The sequence below is a fragment of the Nocardia sp. NPDC127579 genome, from assembly GCF_042672005.1.
In the GTDB taxonomy this organism is placed as follows: Bacteria; Actinomycetota; Actinomycetes; order Mycobacteriales; family Mycobacteriaceae; genus Nocardia.
In genome coordinates this window covers 514,866-532,949 of the sequence record NZ_JBHXVZ010000001.1, presented here as the reverse complement: position 1 = coordinate 532,949, position 18,084 = coordinate 514,866, and the positions used below count along the sequence as shown (strand labels likewise).

The following is an 18,084-nucleotide window of genomic DNA, read 5'->3' as shown; positions in this document are numbered from 1 at the left end:
TTTACTCGACGAAGCCGATATCGGTGTACTCGGCGGAACTGAGCCCGAACGCGCCGTAGTTCGCCAGCGTGGCGCGCACCGCGACATTTCCGGGCGACTGCGAGATCGGCAGCGAATGCCCGAGCTCGAAGATCATTTTGTCGGCCCGGTTGGCCAGCTCGATCGCCTTGGCCGGATCGAGCTCCGAAATCACCTCTTCGATCAGGGCATTCAGCTCGGGCGAGCCGACCCGGCCCTTGTTGCTCAGGCTGTTGGCCGGATCGTAGGCGTAGATCTGCGGCAGCGCACCCAGTGGGAAGATGCTGCGCGACCAGCTGAACTGGGTGATCTCGAAATTGCCGGGATCGATGATGTCGGTGAACAGGCCATTACCCGCGTGCGGTTCGATGAGCAGCTTCACACCGATCGCCTTGAGGTTCTGCTGGGCGATCGTGGCGATCTGAATCCAGGTGTCCTGCTGGTACATCACATCGCGCAGCACCAGTTGGCGGCCGTCCTTCTCCCGGTACTCGCCGTTGAGTTTCCAGCCCAGCTCATCGAGCATGCGCGCGGCGGCCGCGGGGTCGAAGGCGACGATCGCGGAATTGTCCTGGTAGCCCTTCTGGCCGTCGAGATAGATGTGATTGTTGACCGGTTTCGGGTTCTCCACGATGCCCAGTTGGGTCGTGGTCACCATGCTCTGCCGATCCAGCGCCTTGGAGATGGCGACCCGCATCCGCGGATCCTCGAGAATCGACCCGGGCGCGCCGTTGAAGGTGAAGTGCGAGTTGTAGAGCCGCGCGGCGCGCCGCACCGCGATGCCGGGTGAGTTGGTGGCGGTCTTCACAGCCTCGATCCCGCTGAGGTCGACGGCGTCGAGTTCGTCGTTCTGCAATGCGGTGAGCATGGCCGAGTGGTCCAGCACGCTGTAGGTCACGGTGTCGAGCTTCGGGGTCTCGCCCCACCATTTCGGGTTGCGGCTCAGCACGATTCGCTGTGCGCCGCGATCGACGGAGGTGATGATGAAGGGGCCCGCCGACTTAGTCGGCTCATTGCGGGCGAGATCACTGAACGCCTGCGGCGTCGCGGTCAATTCCTTGGGGACCAAGGGGTCGAACAGGCCGCGCCACTCCGCGTAATGCTTCGCGAAGGTGACGATCGCCTGGCGGTCGTCCGCCCCGCGCTCGACTTTCTCGAGCCGGCTGTAGCCCTGAGTGGCCGAGACTTGGAATTCCGGATTGCGGCCGCTCAGCGCCTCGGCCTGGCTGCGCAGATCCTCCCAGGTGATGGGGCTGCCATCGGACCACACCGCTTCCGGGTTGATGGTGTAGGTGACCTGCTGTGGATCGCTGTTGGTGAGCTGGATATCGCTGAAGAAGTCTTTGTCGAAGGTGATTTCGCCGGCCACATCGGACTTCGCCGTGCGAGGCAGTGTCCAGCCCTGCATTTCGACGCCCTCGCCGTCGGAGTCGACATGATGTGGGTTGAACGTCGATGGAAAATGGGTGACGCTCAGGCGGAAGTTCCCGCCGTCGCGGACCTCGTCACGGCTTTTCGGATTGATGTCGTTGGTTTTGCCGATCGCACCGGAACCGGTCTTCACCTCCGTGTCCCCGCCACAGCCGGCAGCGACCAACGCGAGAACAACCAGCGGAACGGCGATCGCGCGCAACCGACGAGAAAAACGAACGCTCATGATGTTGTTCCTGTCCTGGTGCTGACCGGTCATCAGTCCTCGATTCAGAGCGTGACGCGATCCTCGGGGCGGAGAAACAGTTTGTCGGACTCTTTGACCTCGAAGGTAGTGTAGAACTCGGCGATATTCCGGACCGTCTGGTTGCAACGGAACTCGTTGGGGGAGTGGCTGTCCTGGAGGCGGTCGATCATGGATTCGCGGGTCTGCTTCTCGCGCCAGGCGAGAGCATTGGCCAGGAACATCTCGCGGTAGTCCGGTGTGACGCCGTCGCGCTCGGCCGCGCGCCGGTAGGCGTCCAGGGCGATCTGCAATCCGCGCAGGTCGGCGAGGTTCTCACCGACCGTGAGCTCGCCGTTGACCGTGTATTGCGAATCCATGCCCTCGGGCACCAATCCGTCGAACTGCGCCACGATCTGTTCGGTCTTGGCCTGGAAGGCGGCCAGATCCTCCGGCGCCCACCAGTCCCGGCGATTGCCGTCGCCGTCGTACTTGGAGCCCTGATCGTCGAAACCATGCCCGATCTCGTGGCCGATCGTCGCGCCGACGGCACCGTAGTTCACCGCCGCGGTGGCGTTGCGGTCGAAGAAAGGCGGCTGCAGATAGGCGGCGGGGAAGACGATCTCATTGTTCGTCGCGGAGTAGTAGGCGTTCACGGTCTGCGGCGCCATCGACCATTCGGCCTTGTCGACCGGCTCACCGAGACGCGCGAAGGCCCGCTTCGACTCGAAATCGTTGACCGCGATCAGCGATTCGATCAGTTTGCCCCGGGTGATCGTCAGCTTCGAATAGTCGACCCACTGATCCGGATAGCCGATCTTGGTGGTGATCTTGTCGAGCTTGGCCAGCGCGGCCTGCCGGGTCGGCGGCGACATCCAGGACGAGTTGGTGAAGTTCTCCCGGTAGGCGGCGGTCAGATCGGCGACCATCGCCCGCACCTTGTCCTTCGCCTCCGGCGGGAAGTGCTGTTCCACATAGAGTTTCCCGAGCTGCTCGCCGAGATTCTCGTTGACCACCCCGAGCGCCGACTTCCACAGCTCCGGGCGCTCCTCGATGCCGCCGAGCACCTTGCCGACGAAATCGAACCGGGCATCGGCGATCGCCTTGGGCAGGAAGCGCCCGTACGCCTCGGTCACGTGCGCGCGGAGGTACTCACGCCAGACGGCGATATCGACCTCGGCCCAGATCTGGCCGGCGGCCGTGATGAAGGAGGGCTGGCCCACCACGATCTGGTCGAACAGTGCCCGCGGCCGGCCCGTCATCCCGGACAACCACGGATCCCACTCGAATTGCGGTGCGAGAGCTGTCATCTCGTTCCAGCTCATGAGGTTGAAGGTCGCGTCGCGATTGCGCAACCGGACGCTGTCCCAGTGCGCGGCCGCGATCCGGGTCTCCAGGTCCAGGATCCGCTGGGCGAAGCCCGGCGGATCGGGGAAGCCCGCGCCCGCGGCGAGTTTCTCCAGATAGATTTTCAAACCCGCGAGCTGGGGCGCGAACTCCGGTTTGCGGTAGTACTGCTCTTCGAGCATGAGCCCGGACTGTCCGACCGAGGGGAGATAGGCCGTGGAATCCCTGCGATCGATGGTGAGCCCCAGGCCGATCAGCCCGCCGATCGGCAGTTCCGCCATCACCCGGGCCAGTTCGGCCTTCGTGGTCGCGCCGTCGATCTTCGCGTACAGGCCGGCCATCGGGCTCATGCCGAGCCGTTCGATCTCGTCGAGGTCCATCCGGGCGTCGTAGAGATCGCGGATCTGCTGCGCCTCGGAGCCCGGCTCCGGATCCTTGATGTCCTCGATGATCGCGCGCAACTGTTCGCTCGTGCGGTCACCGGCGTCGCTGATCGCGCCGACCCTGGTCTTGTTCGCGGGGATCTGGTACTCGCGCAACCACTTGCCGTTGACGTGCCGATACAGATCGTCCTGGGGTCGAATCGCCTGGTCGGCGCCGCTCAGGTCGACTCCGGTGAGCTTCGGCTCGGCATCCTTGGAACACGATGTCAGCAGCAACGCGGCGGGCGCCGCGACGCCCAGAGCGACCAAGAAGGCACGACGGTCCAGGCGACCAGGTGATGTCACGAGATTCCTCTCCCCGCTGAGCGTGATCGAAACCACGACCCCGATGGCAAATGCTCGGACCGAGGCTACCCGGGGCGGCGCGTCCGTACCCGATTTGGGAACGACCTGGGCTTTCCCATACACTAGACCGGTTGCCTGCGGGAGCTATGCCCGCGATTCGGCCGCGAACCCCCAGTAGTTGGGCCCGAGTTTGCTTGCTCGGACCGAGAAAACCGCTGGCAGGCGCGCGTTCGAATGGCACATGACCATGCCCGTCGGGTCGGCAATCCGGCGTGCTTATACGTCCAGGTCAAGGAGGCTGAAGTGATTCAGCAGGAGTCGCGCTTGCGCGTCGCCGACAACACGGGAGCGAAGGAAATCCTTTGCATCCGCGTGCTCGGTGGCTCGTCGCGCCGCTATGCCGGTATCGGCGACGTGATCGTCGCCACTGTCAAGGACGCTGTCCCTGGCGGCAATGTGAAGAAGGGCGACGTCGTCAAGGCTGTCGTCGTGCGCACCGTCAAGGAGCGCCGCCGTCCGGATGGCTCGTACATCAAGTTCGATGAGAACGCCGCCGTTCTCATCAAGGCGGACAACGATCCGCGCGGTACTCGTATCTTCGGCCCGGTCGGCCGCGAGCTGCGCGACAAGAAGTTCATGAAGATCGTCTCGCTGGCTCCGGAGGTGCTCTGACATGAAGGTGCACAAGGGTGACACCGTTCTCGTCATCTCGGGTAAGGACAAGGGCGCGAAGGGCAAGGTCATTCAGGCCTACCCCGCGACCGGCAAGGTCCTGGTCGAGGGCGTGAACCGGATCAAGAAGCACGTCGCGAACTCCGCCAACCAGCGCGGCGCCTCCTCGGGCGGCATCGTGACCCAGGAAGCCCCGATCCAGGTCTCCAACGTGATGGTCGTGGATTCGGATGGCAACCCCACTCGCGTCGGTTACCGCACCGATGAGGAGAGCGGCAAGCGGGTCCGGATCTCCCGTAAGAACGGGAAGGACATCTGACATGACCTCCACTGAGAACCAGCCTCGTCTGAAGGCGCGCTACCGCGCCGAGATCAAGGACGCGCTGAACACCGAGTTCGACTACGCCAACGTGATGCAGATCCCGGGCGTGGTGAAGGTTGTCGTGAACATGGGTGTCGGTGACGCCGCCCGTGACGCGAAGCTGATCAACGGCGCCGTCCGCGACCTGGAGCTGATCACCGGTCAGAAGCCGGAGATCCGCAAGGCGACCAAGTCGATCGCGCAGTTCAAGCTGCGTGAGGGCATGCCCATCGGTGCGAAGGTCACCCTGCGTGGCGATCGCATGTGGGAGTTCCTGGATCGCCTGGTCTCCATCGCGCTGCCCCGTATCCGCGACTTCCGCGGCCTGTCGCCGAAGCAGTTCGACGGCAACGGCAACTACACGTTCGGCCTGAGCGAGCAGTCGATGTTCCACGAGATCGACGTGGACTCCATCGACCGCCCGCGCGGTATGGACATCACCGTGGTCACCACCGCGACCAACAACGAAGAAGGCCGCGCGCTGCTCAAGCACCTCGGCTTCCCGTTCAAGGAGAACTGAGCACATGGCTAAGAAAGCACTGGTCAACAAGGCCAACGCCAAGCCGAAGTTCGCGGTTCGCGCGTACACGCGCTGCCAGAAGTGCGGTCGTCCGCACGCGGTGTACCGCAAGTTCGGCCTGTGCCGTGTCTGCCTGCGCGAGATGGCCCACAAGGGCGAGCTCCCGGGCGTGCACAAGAGCTCCTGGTGAGCCCGCGCTCCTCGTGAGCGCGCATCGGTAGTACATACAGAAGCAGGGACCTGAGCCATCCAGCTCGGGTCCCTGTTCTGCGTTCACGATGGTGACCAAGCCACGTCCTCTCCCGCTACGAATAGTGGGCGTGGATACAGACAGAAGAATTCCTTGTACACCGCGTACTCTGAATATGTACAAGGGAGGCGCCATGGGAACCACTACGCAGATCGAGTTGGACCAGGAGCTGCTGGCTGCCGCGGCGGCGATTCTCGGTACAACTACCAAGAAAGCCACGGTCAACGAGGCCCTTCGGCAGATCGTCCTGCGCGAACGTCAGATCAGTCATCTGCAACGGCTGGCGGCTGGCGCACTCCCGGATCTCGGTGACCGCAATGTCATGGCCGAGGCATGGCGGTAGCCCGCTTCCTGGTGGACAAGAGCGCTTGGGCACGTGCCGACAGACCGGCGGTCAACCTGGTGTTGCAGAACGCGATCATTCGCGGGCTGGTCGGTACGTGCGGGATCATCGACCTCGAACTCCTCTACAGTGCCCGTAACGGCACCGAGCACACCGAATTCGCACGGACCGTGAGAGTTTCGAGTGGTTTCCGGTCACGGACGAGGCGCTGGTTCGAGCCATCGAGGTGCAAGGCCACCTCGCGCAGAAATCCAAACACCGGTCGGTGCCGATTCCCGATCTATTGATCGCGGCTACGGCGGAACGCCACAACCTCACAGTGCTGCATTACGACGGAAACTTCGACACGATCGCGGAGGTTACCGGACAGCCCGTGGAGTGGGTGGTGCCGAGAGGCTCTGCGGACTGATTCACGTCGCCGAGTCGAGGAGCAAGAGCATGACCAGCTTCACCAAATGGGACCGAGACGGCTATCGCAAACGGGTCGGCGACGAGGAAGCTGCTCGGCGTTGTGCCGAGATCATGGCGTAGCAGAGGGGATACCAGCTGGTGGAGGAGAGTTCGTCTCGGATTCACTCGAGCTGGTTGCGCAATTGATGGGTAATCAGGGACCCGAGCTGTGCGGCTCGGGTCCCTGATCTGCGTTAATTGGTCGGCGTCAGGCTGAAGCGCCCAGGTGCTACTTCCCGGCAGTACCAGCCGGCCGCGGCGTGCCGGACGGTCTCGCACTCGTTCCAGCTCACCTCCGTTGGGAGGGCGATGCAGCTGCCGTCCTTCGGTGAGGCGAAGCAGGAGGCGGCCGTGGCGGTCGTGGCCGGTACGGCCCAGGCTGTCATGGCGAACGCGCCGGTGACGGCGTATTTCGTGAAGGTCGAGTACCTGCTCATATCAGCGCCGGGGGCTGATGAGCGAGCCGTCGTATTTGCCGTCGACGCACTCACCGCTGATGACAAAGGCTTGGCCGCCGCCTTTGATGCACTGCTCGGACGAGACGGTGGGCTTGGGTTCGGCCCCGGCGACGCCGGTCGAGACGGTAGCGATGGTGGCGAACGCGGCAAGGGCGGCGAGGCCCGATCCGGCAGCGCGAATCATGGTGACACTCCAAACTTTCGAGTCGGTGACGGGCGGGTCGGCCCGTCACTGTTCTTCGACGCAGCCGTGGTGCCGCCGGTTCCCACGAGAATTCCGCCTGACCCCGATTTTGTCCTGGTCGCGGGGCTGTCTACACTAGACCGGTTGCCTGGGCACCCCCATGCCCAGCGCCAGCGACTCCTCCGGGCGGCAAGTGTCGCACCGGACCATCCGAATTGCTGTAGGCCCACGATCGGCGTGCATCGCGCACCGGTGCTGTATGGGAACCGTAGCGAGAAAGGTGTCTAGGTCGAATCATGACCATGACTGATCCGATCGCAGACTTTCTGACACGTCTGCGCAACGCCAACTCGGCGTACCACGATCAGGTGAAGGCTCCGCACTCGAAGCTCAAGGCGAACATCGCCGAGATCCTCAAGCGCGAGGGCTACATCGCCGACTACCGGACCGAGGACGCGCAGGTCGGCAAGACCCTGATCGTCGACCTCAAGTACGGCCCGAGCCGTGAGCGCTCCCTGCAGGGTGTGCGCCGCGTCTCCAAGCCGGGTCTGCGTGTGTACGCGAAGTCCACCAACCTGCCCAAGGTCCTGGGCGGCCTCGGCGTGGCGATCATCTCCACGTCGACCGGCCTGCTGACCGACCGACAGGCCAAGCAGCAGGGCGTGGGCGGAGAAGTCCTCGCCTACGTCTGGTAAGGGAGGTAGGACTCATGTCGCGTATTGGTAAGAAGCCCATCGCAGTTCCTGCCGGCGTCGAGGTGACCATCGACGGCCAGAACGTGTCGGTGAAGGGTCCCAAGGGCACCCTGTCCCACGTTGTCGCCGAGCCGATCACCATCTCCAAGGGTGAGGACAACCAGCTCGAGGTCGTGCGTCCGGACGATCAGCGCCAGAGCCGCGCGCTGCACGGCCTGACCCGGACCCTGGTCGCCAACATGATCGAAGGCGTCACCAAGGGCTACGAGAAGAAGATGGAAATCTTCGGTGTCGGTTACCGTGTGGCCGCCAAGGGCTCGAACCTCGAGTTCGCCCTGGGCTACAGCCACCCGGTGCCGATCGAGGCCCCGGAGGGCATCACCTTCGCGGTGGAATCGCCCACCAAGTTCTCCGTGTCCGGTATCGACAAGCAGAAGGTCGGCCAGATCTCCGCTGTCATTCACGGACTGCGTAAGCCCGACCCGTACAAGGGCAAGGGCATCCGCTACGCCGGCGAGGTCGTTCGCCGCAAGGTCGGAAAGACGGGTAAGTGATCATGGCGCAAACCGAAAACCAGATCGCCAAGCGCAAGCCGCGCGGCAAGGACGTGTCGACCACGCGTCGGCTGTCCAAGACCCGCCGTCACTTCCGTCTGCGCAAGAAGGTCGCAGGCACCACCGAGCGTCCGCGCCTGGTGGTCAACCGCTCCTCGCGGCACCTGCACGCTCAGCTCGTGGACGATTCGGTCGGCAAGACCATCGCCTACGCCTCGACCATCGAGGCCGACGTGCGTGCGGTGGACGGCGACAAGTCGGCCAAGAGCAAGAAGGTCGGCGAGCTGCTCGCCGCCCGTGCCAAGGCCGCTGGTGTCGAGGCCGTCGTGTTCGACCGTGGTGGTCACGACTACCACGGCCGTATCGCGGCGCTGGCCGATGCCGCGCGTGAAGCGGGGTTGAAGTTCTGATGACTGCAGCTGAAAACATGGCCGGCGGAGCCGGCGCGAACGAAGGGACCGTCTGATGCCCGGACGTCAGAGGCGTGACGGCGGCAACGGACCCGCCGGACAGAATGGTGCCGCCGGTGGCGGCGACAACCGCGACAACCGTGGCGGTGGCCGCGACCGTCGTGGCGGCGGCGGTGACCGTCGAGACAACGCGGCCGAGAAGAACCAGCTCGAGCGCGTCGTAGCGATCAACCGCGTCTCCAAGGTCGTGAAGGGTGGTCGTCGCTTCAGCTTCACCGCCCTCGTGATCGTCGGTGACGGCAACGGTCTGGTCGGCGTCGGCTACGGCAAGGCCAAGGAAGTTCCCGCGGCCATCCAGAAGGGTGTCGAAGAGGCTCGCAAGAACTTCTTCCGCGTCCCGATGATCGGCTCGACCATCACCCACCCGGTTCAGGGTGAGGCGGCGGCCGGTGTCGTCATGCTGCGCCCGGCCTCGCCGGGTACCGGTGTGATCGCCGGTGGCGCGGCTCGTGCCGTGCTGGAATGCGCCGGTATCCATGACATTCTGGCGAAGTCGCTGGGTAGCGACAACGCCATCAACGTCGTGCACGCGACGGTCGCCGCGCTGAAGATGCTGCAGCGTCCGGAAGAGGTCGCGGCTCGCCGTGGTCTGCCGCTCGAGGATGTTGCCCCTGCGGGCATGCTGCGTGCGCGCGCACTGGCTGCGGGAGGTAAGTGATGGCCGATCTCAAGGTGACTCAGATCAAGTCGTCGATCGGCGCCAAGGCGAACCAGCGGGAGAGCCTTCGCACGCTCGGCCTGCGCAAGATCCGCCAGAGCGTGGTGCGGGAGGACAACCCCCAGAACCGCGGGCTGATCAACGTCGTGCGCCACCTCGTTACTGTTGAGGAGGTCTAAGCATGTCCGCAATCAAGTTGCATCACCTGCGTCCGGCCCCTGGCGCCAAGACCGAGAAGACCCGTGTGGGTCGCGGTGAGGGCTCCAAGGGCAAGACCGCGGGCCGTGGTACCAAGGGCACCAAGGCGCGCAAGAACGTTCCGGCCGCCTTCGAGGGTGGGCAGATGCCGCTGCACATGCGGCTGCCCAAGCTCAAGGGCTTCACGAACCGGAACCGGGTCGAATACCAGGTCGTCAATGTCTCGGCTATCGCCAAGCTGTTCCCGCAGGGTGGCGTGGTCGGCAAGGCCGAGTTGGTGGCTGCCGGCGCGGTTCGCAAGAACCAGCTGGTGAAGGTTCTCGGCGATGGTGAGATCGGCGTGGCAGTCCAGGTGACTGCCGACAAGGTGACCGGATCTGCCAAGGAGAAGATCACCGCGGCCGGTGGCACTGTCACCGAACTGGGCTGACGGTACTCTGCAATAAGACATGTGGCACTGGACGAGTCGCGAGCTCGTCCAGTGCCACTGTTAGAGTTTCACGTATTGCCTGCCAAGCCCCGTCATGGCTCTAGCCGTGGCATGACCATGTCGTTCGCCAGGAGGATCTGTGCTTTCCGCCTTCGTATCGGCCTTCCGGACTCCGGACTTACGGCGGAAGATTCTCTTCACGCTGGGGTTGATCGCGCTGTACCGTCTCGGTGCCGCGCTGCCGTCCCCCGGTGTGGATTATCAGGCGGTACAGGAATGTATCGACCTGGTCTCCGGCGGTGATAATGCCGGTATCTACCAGCTCATCAACCTGTTCTCCGGTGGTGCGCTGCTGCAGTTGTCGGTCTTCGCGATCGGCATCATGCCCTACATCACCGCCAGCATCATCATTCAGCTGCTGACCGTCGTCATCCCGCGGTTCGAGGAACTGCGCAAGGAAGGCCAATCCGGCCAGACCAAGATGACGCAGTACACGCGCTATCTGTCGATCGCGCTGGCGATTCTGCAAGCCACCGGCCTGGTCGCGCTCGCCGCGCGCGATCAGCTGCTCCAGGGCTGTAATCAGCCGATCCTCGCCGATACCTCGATCTTCGGCATGATCATCATCGTGCTGGTGATGACCGCCGGTGCGGCGCTGGTGATGTGGTTCGGCGAGCAGATCACCGAGCGCGGTGTCGGTAACGGCATGTCGCTGCTGATCTTCGCCGGTATCGCCGCGCGGATCCCGAGCGAGGGCAAGAACATCCTGGACAGCCGTGGCGGCCTGACCTTCGGCCTGGTGTGTGTGGCCGCTCTGGCCATCATCACCGCGGTGATCTTCGTCGAGCAGGGTCAGCGCCGGATCCCGGTCCAGTACGCCAAGCGCGTGGTGGGCCGCAAGATGTACGGCGGCTCTTCGACCTACCTGCCGCTGAAGGTGAACCAGGCCGGCGTCATCCCGGTGATCTTCGCGTCGTCGCTGCTGTATCTGCCCAACCTGGTCGCCCAGCTGACCGGTTCGCAGAACGCCGTGAATCCCAACTGGTGGCAGAAGATCATCCAGACCTATCTGGTCAATCCGAGCAACCCGGTGTACATCGGCATCTACTTCGGCCTTATCGTCTTCTTCACCTACTTCTATGTGGCGATCACCTTCAACCCGGAGGAACGCGCCGACGAGATGAAGAAGTTCGGTGGCTTCATTCCCGGATACCGTCCGGGTAAGCCGACCGCCGACTATCTCAATTTCGTGTTGAGCCGGATCACCCTCCCCGGTTCGCTCTACCTCGGCCTCGTTGCCGTTCTTCCCAACCTGTTCCTGGACATCGGCAACTCCGGTGGCGCGCAGAACCTCCCGTTCGGCGGCACCGCGGTGCTGATCATGGTGAGCGTCGGCCTGGACACCGTGAAGCAGATCGAGTCCCAGCTGATGAATCGAAATTACGAAGGGTTCCTCAAGTGAGAGTTGTACTGCTCGGTCCGCCGGGTGCCGGTAAGGGCACCCAGGCCGATCTACTGTCGGACAAGCTCGGCATCCCGCACATCTCCACCGGGGACCTCTTCCGTGCCAACATCTCCCAGCAGACCTCGCTGGGCCGGGAAGCGCAGAAGTACATGGACGCCGGTGATCTGGTGCCCAGCGATGTCACCAACCGCATGGTCGAGGCCCGGGTGAACGAGCCCGACGCGGCGAACGGCTTCATCCTCGACGGCTACCCGCGCACGGTCGATCAGGCCGACGCGCTGGCGAAGATCCTCGGCGACATGAACAGCACGCTGGACGCGGTGCTGTGCTTCGTCGTGCCGGAGGACACGGTGGTCGAGCGCATGCTGGCCCGTGGCCGCGGCGACGACAACGAGGGCGTCATCCGCAATCGGCTCCGCGTGTACCGCGAGGAGACCGAGCCGCTGCTGAACCACTACGAGGGCCTGGTCGTGTCCGTCGATGGTGTCGGCGAGGTGGATGACGTGAACGCCCGCGCACTACGGGCGCTGGGGCACTGACCTGATGGTCTTCGGCCGTAAGTCCAAGAAGGTGGTGCCGTTTCGCACCGCCGGTGAACTCGACGCCATGGCGGCGGCGGGCGCGGTGGTCGGCCGCGCCCTCGTCGCCGTGCGCGAGGCCGCCAAGCCGGGGGTGTCGACCCTGGAATTGGACGAGGTCGCCGAGCAGGTCATCCGTGAGGCGGGTGCGGTGCCCTCGTTCAAGGGCTACCACGGTTTTCCGGGTTCGATCTGCTCGTCGGTGAACGACCGGATCGTGCACGGCATCCCGAACGCGGACGACATTCTCGCCGAGGGTGATCTGGTGTCGATCGACTGTGGCGCGATTCTCGATGGCTGGCACGGCGATTCGGCGTGGACGTTCGGCGTCGGCGCCATTATCGAGGCGGATCGGCTGTTGAGTGAGGCCACCAAGCTGTCGATGGAGGCCGGTATCGAGGCCATGGTGCCGGGTAACCGGTTGACCGATGTCTCGCATGCCATCGAGCTCGGCACCCGCGCCGCCGAGCAGCTGCATGGCCGTTCCTACGGCATTGTCGACGGTTACGGCGGCCACGCTATCGGCCGCGAAATGCATATGGACCCGTTCCTGGCGAACGAGGGCGCGCCGGGCAAGGGCCCGAAGCTGGTGGTGGGCTCGGTGCTCGCCATCGAACCCATGCTCACTCTCGGCACCACACAATCGAAGGTGCTTTCCGATGACTGGACCGTCGTCACCCTGGACGGTTCCCGCTCCGCGCATTGGGAGCACACGGTCGCGGTGACCGAGGACGGTCCGCGCATTCTGACGTTGCGTCCGGAATAGCAACTCGCGCTTACACTTTCACGCACCCCCGAACCCCTCGTTTCGGGGGTGCGTGTTTCGGTCACATCGATCCCGCGCCAGGGCGACTGCTGTCCGCGGCTGACGTTGACGCGGGCGGGATCCGGGCGGCATTGCCCGTGTGACGAAAGATGGATCGTGGCATCCGAGAATTCGGTGTGCTGACGCTGCGCGGCGAGGAAGCGATGCGTGCCGACGCCGCGGGCCGGGGGCCCGTGGGCGATCCGCCGTAGTGCGAGTCCCAGCGCTGGCGCTGGATCGGCGACGTCGTTCCTTACACCCGCGCCCGCTGCGTCCGACCTGGTTCTCGGGTCGTGCAGTGGGCTGGCTGGAGACCTCCTGAACTGGGTCGATGAACTGTGACGATGCATCGACCGTATGTCCGGGGCAGGGGGCTACGCGTGAGTAGGGAACTACTCGAATTCTGTTGGCGCGCTGCGCGGTCGCGTGTTCAGTCGGCGGCGGGACCGCGGAAGTAGAGCACGTGATCGTGATCGATCAGCGGCATCGTCTTGCGCACCTGGCGGATTCCGCCCGACGGGAGATAGGTCAGGTTGGCGAAGGAGTGGGTGTTGCCGAAGGCGGAGCGCAGCTTGGTCTCGGTCGCGCCGTTGGCGCCGTAGGCGGCGAGGACGCCGAAATCCAAGGGGGACAGTGGTTCTTCGAGTGCGGAGGCCGGGCCGGCGGGTAGGCCGAGGGCGGCGTACTGGGTGGGCTTGCCGTTCTCGTAGCGGCACAGCTCGTAGGAGGAGTTCGAGGTCGCGGTGACGGCGATGACCGGCCATTTGGCCGAAAGTGCCACGGCCAGCGGGTTCTTGCCGATGGCGGTGAGTGCGTAGTTCATGCTCATGACGGTGACCCAGCCGCCGTAGGACATCTCGATCAGGACCACGTCGTCGCCGAGGGTTTGGGTGGTGGTGAACTCGGGTTCGCCCATCCGCCAGTCCTTTTCGACCCCATTGAGGTAGGCGGTGCTGCCCACCGGCTGCGCACCGGCGGCAGTGTAGGCCTCGATGATGGCTTCGCGGAGCTGCGCTATGGCGTCGCGGTCGGGACAGCGCACGCCGAGCGCGCCGAAGGTCGGGCCGATTTCGACGGGGGCCGATGGCGGGTCCGGATCCTCGCCGGGGGCCATGGGGCGCAGGCCGACCAGTGCCAGCCGCCAGTTGATCTCCTCGACGGTGGACAGGTCGCCGGAGGTCTTGCGCAGGATCTGCTGCTGGGTGAGGCGCCCGGCCTGCTCCAGTGTGCGGCATTCCAGTTCGAGCAGTGCGTTGTACGACTTCGGGGTGAGATCGAGATCACGGATTCCGCAGGCGCGCAAGCGGATCGCCATCCCGGTGGAGGTGAACGCGGCGTACCGTTCGCGGTACATCGACAGGGCCTGCTTGCGGGAGCGGCCGACCATGAGGGTGCGCAGTAGCGTGCTCAGGCTCTGAAGGTACTTTCCGGCGAGTTCCGGATTCGCCACTGCCAGTTCACTTCTGATCCGGGCGGCATCCTCGGTGGCGGCGACGGCGGCATCCTGATCGAGGCGGCCCAGCCAGACGCCGCACTTGCCCAGGCAGTCGGCGCACATCCCGGCCACGTACGGATCCGATTGCGCGGCACGCAGATAGACCGCGCACGCGCTCTTGATGGTGCTGGTGGCCAGCTCGCGGCGGTTGGACGCCCGGGTGGCCTGCTCGAAGACCCGCAGGGCTTCCTGCAATTCGCCGGCCGAACGTGAGGAGACGTTCCCGTTGGCGAACCAGTGCAGCCGCAATCCGACAGCTTCCTGCGACGGGGAGAGCGCCTCCAGCGTGCGATCGCGGCGCGCAACGGAGTTTACCCGCCCCGTCGGCGGCGTCTCCTTCCGTCCCCCAGCGTCGGTCTTGGTGGCGAGCATCGCCTTGGCTAGCTCGACCAGCGAGGCGGCCAGCCGCAGTTCGGACTCCGCTGTGCGGTCTCGGGCCGCGCTGCGATCGGCGGCTACCCGGCGTTCGAGCGCCCCCACATCGTTGCCCGTCCCGGTTTCCATGGAACTCAACGTCATCGCGAACCCAACTCCCGCATCACCTGGCACATACGGTCGGCTATCGGCCGCATTCGTGTTCGGCCGAGTCTGCCACAAATCGAGGGTCCACGCCCAGGACATGGCAAGGCGATCGAGTAATCCCGAGGACGATCCGGCCGGATCCGACAGCGCGACAGCTACTTCAGAGCTATCCTGCTGTTCGGTCAGCCTTCCAGCAGCAGGGTGACCGGGCCGTCGTTGCTCAGTTCGATGTGCATGTGGGCGCCGAACCGGCCAGTCGCCGTGGTCGCGCCCAGCTCGGTGAGTGCCTGGGTGAAGGTCGCGACCAGCGGCTCGGCCACCGGCCCCGGTGCCGCCGCGTTCCAGGACGGCCGCCGCCCCTTGGCGGTATTGGCGTAGAGCGTGAACTGGCTGACCACCAGAATCGGCGCGTCCACATCGGCCGCGGAGCGCTCCTCGTCCAGAATTCGCAGCCGCCACAGCTTGTCGGCCAGCGCCCGCGCGGTGGCCTCGGTATCGCCGTGGGTGACACCGACCAGCGCGACCAGCCCCTGCGGATTCGGACTGATCTCGCCGACGATCACCCCCTCCACCGTCACCCGGGCCGAGGTCACACGCTGCACGAGTACACGCATGCGGTGATCATCTCAGGTGCGGCGGACGTGAATTCGGGGTGTCAGTTCCCGGGTGCAGCTGTCGTGAGCCCGGCGTCAGTTGCCGCGGCGAGTAGACGCTTGTCGTAGGTCACCAGTGCAGTCAGTGGGATACCTTCCAGTACAAGGGTTTGCGCACTGGCCAGGTGGATCGAATCCAGGGTGCGGAGCATCGGGTCGGCATAGGCCGCGGCCGTCGCCAGGATCGTGTCGTCGATCGGAATCCGGTTGAGTTTGGCCAGGATGGTTGGAACTGCCACGAGTCGGCTCGGGTCGGCCCGGCGCAGTGCGCGCGGAACTTCGGTGGCAACGAGGCTCGAGGCGACCAGTGTTTTGTCCGGTTGTTCCGCAAGCCAGGTGGTGAGTGCCTCGCTTTCCCGTTCGCGACGGATCAGCTTGACGATCGCGGCTGAATCCAAATAGATCACAGGCGCTCCTCGCGGAGTTCCGAGACGATCTCGGTGGAATCGATGGACAGGTCCGGCTCACCCGGAGGGGTTGCCATCGGCGTCGGGTCGCTGGCCGGAATCAGGCGGCCGCGCCGGATCAGATCGGCAAGACCGGCAGTGTTGTCGTGGATCGGGATCAACATGGCGGTCGGGCGGCCGCTGACCGTGATCTCGACGGATTCGCCGCCAGCGACGCGCGCGAGCACCGCGCTGGTGTGCTGGTTGAGTTCACGCACGGGGATGCTGTCCATGGCACCAGTGTAGAACGTGATGTTCTACAGCACTACGGGCAGCGCCCGGCCCGCATGTGCTGATCAGCTCAGGTGCGGCGCAGCGCGCGGATCACCCTGGTGCGGAGGGGGACGTCGAACTCGCCGCGGTTGGTTTCCGGGGTGTCGCGCAAGTAGTCGTGGATGGCGCCGAGTACTCGCGCGCGTTCCTGCGGGGTGATGACCAGGTTGTGGGAGTAGGTTCCGATCGTCGCGGTGAGGGACTGCGCGCTGCGGCGCTGGGTGTGCGGGAACCAGTCCTGTTCGAAATCGGTGAACTGTGGATGGCTGGGGACAGCCGGAAGGTTCTGGACCTTCGGCAGCGAGGCGAGGGTGCGGGCGATGCGATGCAGGCCCGCGACCCAGGCGACCTCGGTGTCGTCCTGGTTCCAGAGGGCGCCGAACACGCCGCCCGGGCGCAACACACGGGCGATCTCCGGGAACGCTCGATCCCGGTCGAACCAGTGGAAGGCCTGCCCGGCGACGACCGCGTCCACCGCGCCGTCGGTAAGCGGAATCGACTCCGCCGCACCGGGATACACGGTGATACCCGGAAAACGGCGGACGAACTCGGAGCGCATCTCCGCATCCGGTTCGACCGCGATCACCGACGCGCCGAGCGCCAGCAGACCTTCGGTCAGCTTGCCGGTGCCGGCGCCGAGGTCCAGCACCGTGGGACGCTCGATATCGCCGAGGGCCCAGCGGATTCCGGCTTCCGGATAGTCCGGGCGATGCTCGGCGTAGGCGGCGGCGTGCGCGCCGAAGGAACTGGCTCGCAGGGCATGAAGCGCCTGCTCATCGCTGGGAACATCGTCGAAACCAACCATGGTTCCACCGTAGCGGTATCGCTGTGCGTCACTGCCGCAACATCTTTAGTTCAACTTAAGGCTACTGGGGAGTTGCCGAAGCCTGTCATGGTCGAGCCGTTCATTCCGTGCCATGCGTTGGGCCCGAACCCGGGGGTAGAGATGACGACGACCGAGCGATACTCCGAGAAACTGCGGACCGCGGCGACCGAGACCGACAAGGTGCGCGCCCGTCTGGAGAGCATCTCCACCCGGGTCCAGGATCAGCTGAACACGTTGCTCGCCGTGATCGGCAGCGACAACTTCGGCAGCCAATACGTCAAGGGCAACGGCAGTCCCGGCTTGACCGAGCGGCTCCAGGGCGCGGTGGACGGCACCACCACCATGGCGCAATCCTGGGGGACCCTGTCGGAAGGTCAGTTCAACGCCGCCGTCGTCGCCGAGAAGAACGAGCAGGCGGCCCGGGACCGAATCCTGAATGTCTGAACAGCGGCGGTAAGGCCGGCGGCCGAGCGGGCCGCCACGGATCTGGAGTGGGTGCGATGTTGACATCTGGTCGAATGGACGGTGAAGTCGCCGGGCTCCTGGACGAATTCCGCGGACGCATGCGGAATATCGCGGAGGCACAACAGAAACGGGTCAAGCTGACCGCTACCGCGACCACCCGGGACCGCGCGATCTCGGTGACCGTGAACGCCAACGGCGTGATCATCGAAACGAAGTTCTCCGAACGCGTCGACGAACTGAGCTACGACCAGATCGCCAAGACCGTCACTCAGCTGGCTCAGCAGGCGGCCGCGGAAGTGGCCGCCAAAACCAAGGAGCTCGCCGCGCCGCTGTTCGCGGACCGGGACCGGCAGCCGAAACTGTCCGACGTGATCGAGGGGATGCCGGACATCGAGGCCGAGATCCCATTGGAGCCGCCGGTTTCACTGGCCCCGCCCGGGTCGTCGGAACGCGCGGACGAAGAACCGGCGATGGTCTTCACCGACGTCGAGGACTACGCGCACGGCGACCGCCGCGATGCCGGAGGGAGCGTCACCAGTCTGTCCTGGTGACGTGTGAGCTGGCCT

26 protein-coding genes are annotated in these 18,084 nt (G+C 65.0%); 17 read left to right on the top strand and 9 right to left on the bottom strand.

Going from position 1 to position 18,084, the window contains the following annotated elements; translation table 11 throughout:
- Position 1: 1 nt before the first annotated feature.
- Both ACFVMC_RS02165 and ACFVMC_RS02160 read right to left on the bottom strand, forming a co-directional pair.
- Positions 2-1,675: an ABC transporter family substrate-binding protein gene (locus tag ACFVMC_RS02165; RefSeq protein WP_379206071.1), complete on the bottom strand. Its 1,674-nt coding sequence runs from the start codon at positions 1,673-1,675 to the stop codon at positions 2-4.
- A 44-nt stretch (positions 1,676-1,719) separates the two neighbouring features.
- Positions 1,720-3,747 (bottom strand): M13 family metallopeptidase, encoded by a 2,028-nt coding sequence (locus tag ACFVMC_RS02160; RefSeq protein WP_379206069.1) that lies wholly within the window; start codon positions 3,745-3,747, stop codon positions 1,720-1,722.
- A 303-nt stretch (positions 3,748-4,050) separates the two neighbouring features.
- Between ACFVMC_RS02160 and rplN the strand changes: the two genes are divergently transcribed.
- From rplN to ACFVMC_RS02130, 6 genes are all read left to right on the top strand, one after another.
- Positions 4,051-4,419 carry a 50S ribosomal protein L14 gene (rplN, locus tag ACFVMC_RS02155; RefSeq protein WP_379206067.1) on the top strand — a complete coding sequence of 123 codons (369 nt, stop codon included), beginning with the start codon at positions 4,051-4,053 and terminating at the stop codon, positions 4,417-4,419.
- Between the two features lies 1 nt (position 4,420).
- Positions 4,421-4,738, top strand: coding sequence for a 50S ribosomal protein L24 (gene rplX / locus ACFVMC_RS02150; RefSeq protein WP_209884038.1), 318 nt, complete (start codon positions 4,421-4,423; stop codon positions 4,736-4,738).
- Position 4,739: 1 nt separating this feature from the next.
- Positions 4,740-5,300 carry a 50S ribosomal protein L5 gene (gene rplE, locus ACFVMC_RS02145; protein WP_379206064.1) on the top strand — a complete coding sequence of 187 codons (561 nt, stop codon included), beginning with the start codon at positions 4,740-4,742 and terminating at the stop codon, positions 5,298-5,300.
- A gap of 4 nt (positions 5,301-5,304) precedes the next feature.
- A complete protein-coding gene (locus tag ACFVMC_RS02140; RefSeq protein ID WP_194817328.1) occupies positions 5,305-5,490 on the top strand; it encodes a type Z 30S ribosomal protein S14 in 186 nt (61 codons plus the stop codon).
- A 193-nt stretch (positions 5,491-5,683) separates the two neighbouring features.
- Positions 5,684-5,893 carry a type II toxin-antitoxin system VapB family antitoxin gene (locus ACFVMC_RS02135; protein WP_379206062.1) on the top strand — a complete coding sequence of 70 codons (210 nt, stop codon included), beginning with the start codon at positions 5,684-5,686 and terminating at the stop codon, positions 5,891-5,893.
- A 157-nt stretch (positions 5,894-6,050) separates the two neighbouring features.
- Positions 6,051-6,302: a PIN domain-containing protein gene (locus ACFVMC_RS02130; RefSeq protein WP_379207761.1), complete on the top strand. Its 252-nt coding sequence runs from the start codon at positions 6,051-6,053 to the stop codon at positions 6,300-6,302.
- A gap of 235 nt (positions 6,303-6,537) precedes the next feature.
- Here the strand turns inward: ACFVMC_RS02130 and ACFVMC_RS02125 are convergent, their stop codons facing one another.
- Positions 6,538-6,780, bottom strand: coding sequence for a hypothetical protein (locus tag ACFVMC_RS02125; RefSeq protein ID WP_379206060.1), 243 nt, complete (start codon positions 6,778-6,780; stop codon positions 6,538-6,540).
- Between the two features lies 1 nt (position 6,781).
- Positions 6,782-6,985: a hypothetical protein gene (locus ACFVMC_RS02120; protein ID WP_379206058.1), complete on the bottom strand. Its 204-nt coding sequence runs from the start codon at positions 6,983-6,985 to the stop codon at positions 6,782-6,784.
- A 296-nt stretch (positions 6,986-7,281) separates the two neighbouring features.
- On the opposite strand from ACFVMC_RS02120, the gene rpsH reads away from it, so the two are divergent.
- The 9 genes from rpsH to map all read left to right on the top strand — a co-directional run bounded on the left by rpsH (position 7,282) and on the right by map (position 12,799).
- The gene (rpsH, locus tag ACFVMC_RS02115; protein WP_356973786.1) at positions 7,282-7,680 is read left to right on the top strand and encodes a 30S ribosomal protein S8; all 399 of its coding nucleotides are present in this window, start codon (positions 7,282-7,284) and stop codon (positions 7,678-7,680) included.
- Positions 7,681-7,694: 14 nt separating this feature from the next.
- Positions 7,695-8,234, top strand: coding sequence for a 50S ribosomal protein L6 (gene rplF / locus ACFVMC_RS02110; RefSeq protein WP_379206056.1), 540 nt, complete (start codon positions 7,695-7,697; stop codon positions 8,232-8,234).
- A 2-nt stretch (positions 8,235-8,236) separates the two neighbouring features.
- Positions 8,237-8,644: a 50S ribosomal protein L18 gene (gene rplR, locus ACFVMC_RS02105; RefSeq protein ID WP_379206054.1), complete on the top strand. Its 408-nt coding sequence runs from the start codon at positions 8,237-8,239 to the stop codon at positions 8,642-8,644.
- Positions 8,645-8,699: 55 nt separating this feature from the next.
- Positions 8,700-9,362 carry a 30S ribosomal protein S5 gene (rpsE, locus tag ACFVMC_RS02100; RefSeq protein WP_379206052.1) on the top strand — a complete coding sequence of 221 codons (663 nt, stop codon included), beginning with the start codon at positions 8,700-8,702 and terminating at the stop codon, positions 9,360-9,362.
- Entirely contained in the window at positions 9,362-9,541 is a 180-nt protein-coding gene (gene rpmD / locus ACFVMC_RS02095) for a 50S ribosomal protein L30 (protein ID WP_379206050.1), read from the top strand. The genes rpsE and rpmD overlap by 1 nt, the downstream gene beginning before the upstream one ends.
- A gap of 2 nt (positions 9,542-9,543) precedes the next feature.
- Complete coding sequence (gene rplO / locus ACFVMC_RS02090) at positions 9,544-9,990, top strand: 50S ribosomal protein L15 (RefSeq protein ID WP_379206048.1); 447 nt, start codon at positions 9,544-9,546, stop codon at positions 9,988-9,990.
- A 139-nt stretch (positions 9,991-10,129) separates the two neighbouring features.
- Positions 10,130-11,452 carry a preprotein translocase subunit SecY gene (gene secY, locus ACFVMC_RS02085; RefSeq protein ID WP_379206046.1) on the top strand — a complete coding sequence of 441 codons (1,323 nt, stop codon included), beginning with the start codon at positions 10,130-10,132 and terminating at the stop codon, positions 11,450-11,452.
- A complete protein-coding gene (locus tag ACFVMC_RS02080; RefSeq protein WP_379206045.1) occupies positions 11,449-11,994 on the top strand; it encodes an adenylate kinase in 546 nt (181 codons plus the stop codon). The genes secY and ACFVMC_RS02080 overlap by 4 nt, the downstream gene beginning before the upstream one ends.
- Positions 11,995-11,998: 4 nt before the next feature.
- Complete coding sequence (gene map / locus ACFVMC_RS02075) at positions 11,999-12,799, top strand: type I methionyl aminopeptidase (protein WP_379206043.1); 801 nt, start codon at positions 11,999-12,001, stop codon at positions 12,797-12,799.
- A gap of 469 nt (positions 12,800-13,268) precedes the next feature.
- On the opposite strand, the gene ACFVMC_RS02070 is transcribed toward map, so the two are convergent.
- The 5 genes from ACFVMC_RS02070 to ACFVMC_RS02050 form a co-directional block, all read right to left on the bottom strand.
- The gene (locus ACFVMC_RS02070) at positions 13,269-14,837 is read right to left on the bottom strand and encodes a hypothetical protein (RefSeq protein ID WP_379206041.1); all 1,569 of its coding nucleotides are present in this window, start codon (positions 14,835-14,837) and stop codon (positions 13,269-13,271) included.
- A gap of 200 nt (positions 14,838-15,037) precedes the next feature.
- On the bottom strand, positions 15,038-15,469 hold the full coding sequence (dtd, locus tag ACFVMC_RS02065) for a D-aminoacyl-tRNA deacylase (protein ID WP_379206039.1): 432 nt from the start codon (positions 15,467-15,469) through the stop codon (positions 15,038-15,040).
- A gap of 41 nt (positions 15,470-15,510) precedes the next feature.
- The gene (locus ACFVMC_RS02060) at positions 15,511-15,915 is read right to left on the bottom strand and encodes a type II toxin-antitoxin system VapC family toxin (protein ID WP_379206037.1); all 405 of its coding nucleotides are present in this window, start codon (positions 15,913-15,915) and stop codon (positions 15,511-15,513) included.
- Positions 15,912-16,187: a type II toxin-antitoxin system Phd/YefM family antitoxin gene (locus ACFVMC_RS02055; RefSeq protein WP_379206035.1), complete on the bottom strand. Its 276-nt coding sequence runs from the start codon at positions 16,185-16,187 to the stop codon at positions 15,912-15,914. Before ACFVMC_RS02055 ends, ACFVMC_RS02060 begins: the two co-directional genes overlap by 4 nt.
- A gap of 68 nt (positions 16,188-16,255) precedes the next feature.
- Positions 16,256-17,032 (bottom strand): class I SAM-dependent methyltransferase, encoded by a 777-nt coding sequence (locus ACFVMC_RS02050; protein ID WP_379206033.1) that lies wholly within the window; start codon positions 17,030-17,032, stop codon positions 16,256-16,258.
- Between the two features lie 141 nt (positions 17,033-17,173).
- Between ACFVMC_RS02050 and ACFVMC_RS02045 the strand changes: the two genes are divergently transcribed.
- Together ACFVMC_RS02045 and ACFVMC_RS02040 are read left to right on the top strand one after the other, a co-directional pair.
- Positions 17,174-17,497: a hypothetical protein gene (locus ACFVMC_RS02045; protein ID WP_379206031.1), complete on the top strand. Its 324-nt coding sequence runs from the start codon at positions 17,174-17,176 to the stop codon at positions 17,495-17,497.
- A 74-nt stretch (positions 17,498-17,571) separates the two neighbouring features.
- Positions 17,572-18,069, top strand: coding sequence for a YbaB/EbfC family nucleoid-associated protein (locus ACFVMC_RS02040; protein WP_379206029.1), 498 nt, complete (start codon positions 17,572-17,574; stop codon positions 18,067-18,069).
- Positions 18,070-18,084 lie beyond the last annotated feature (15 nt).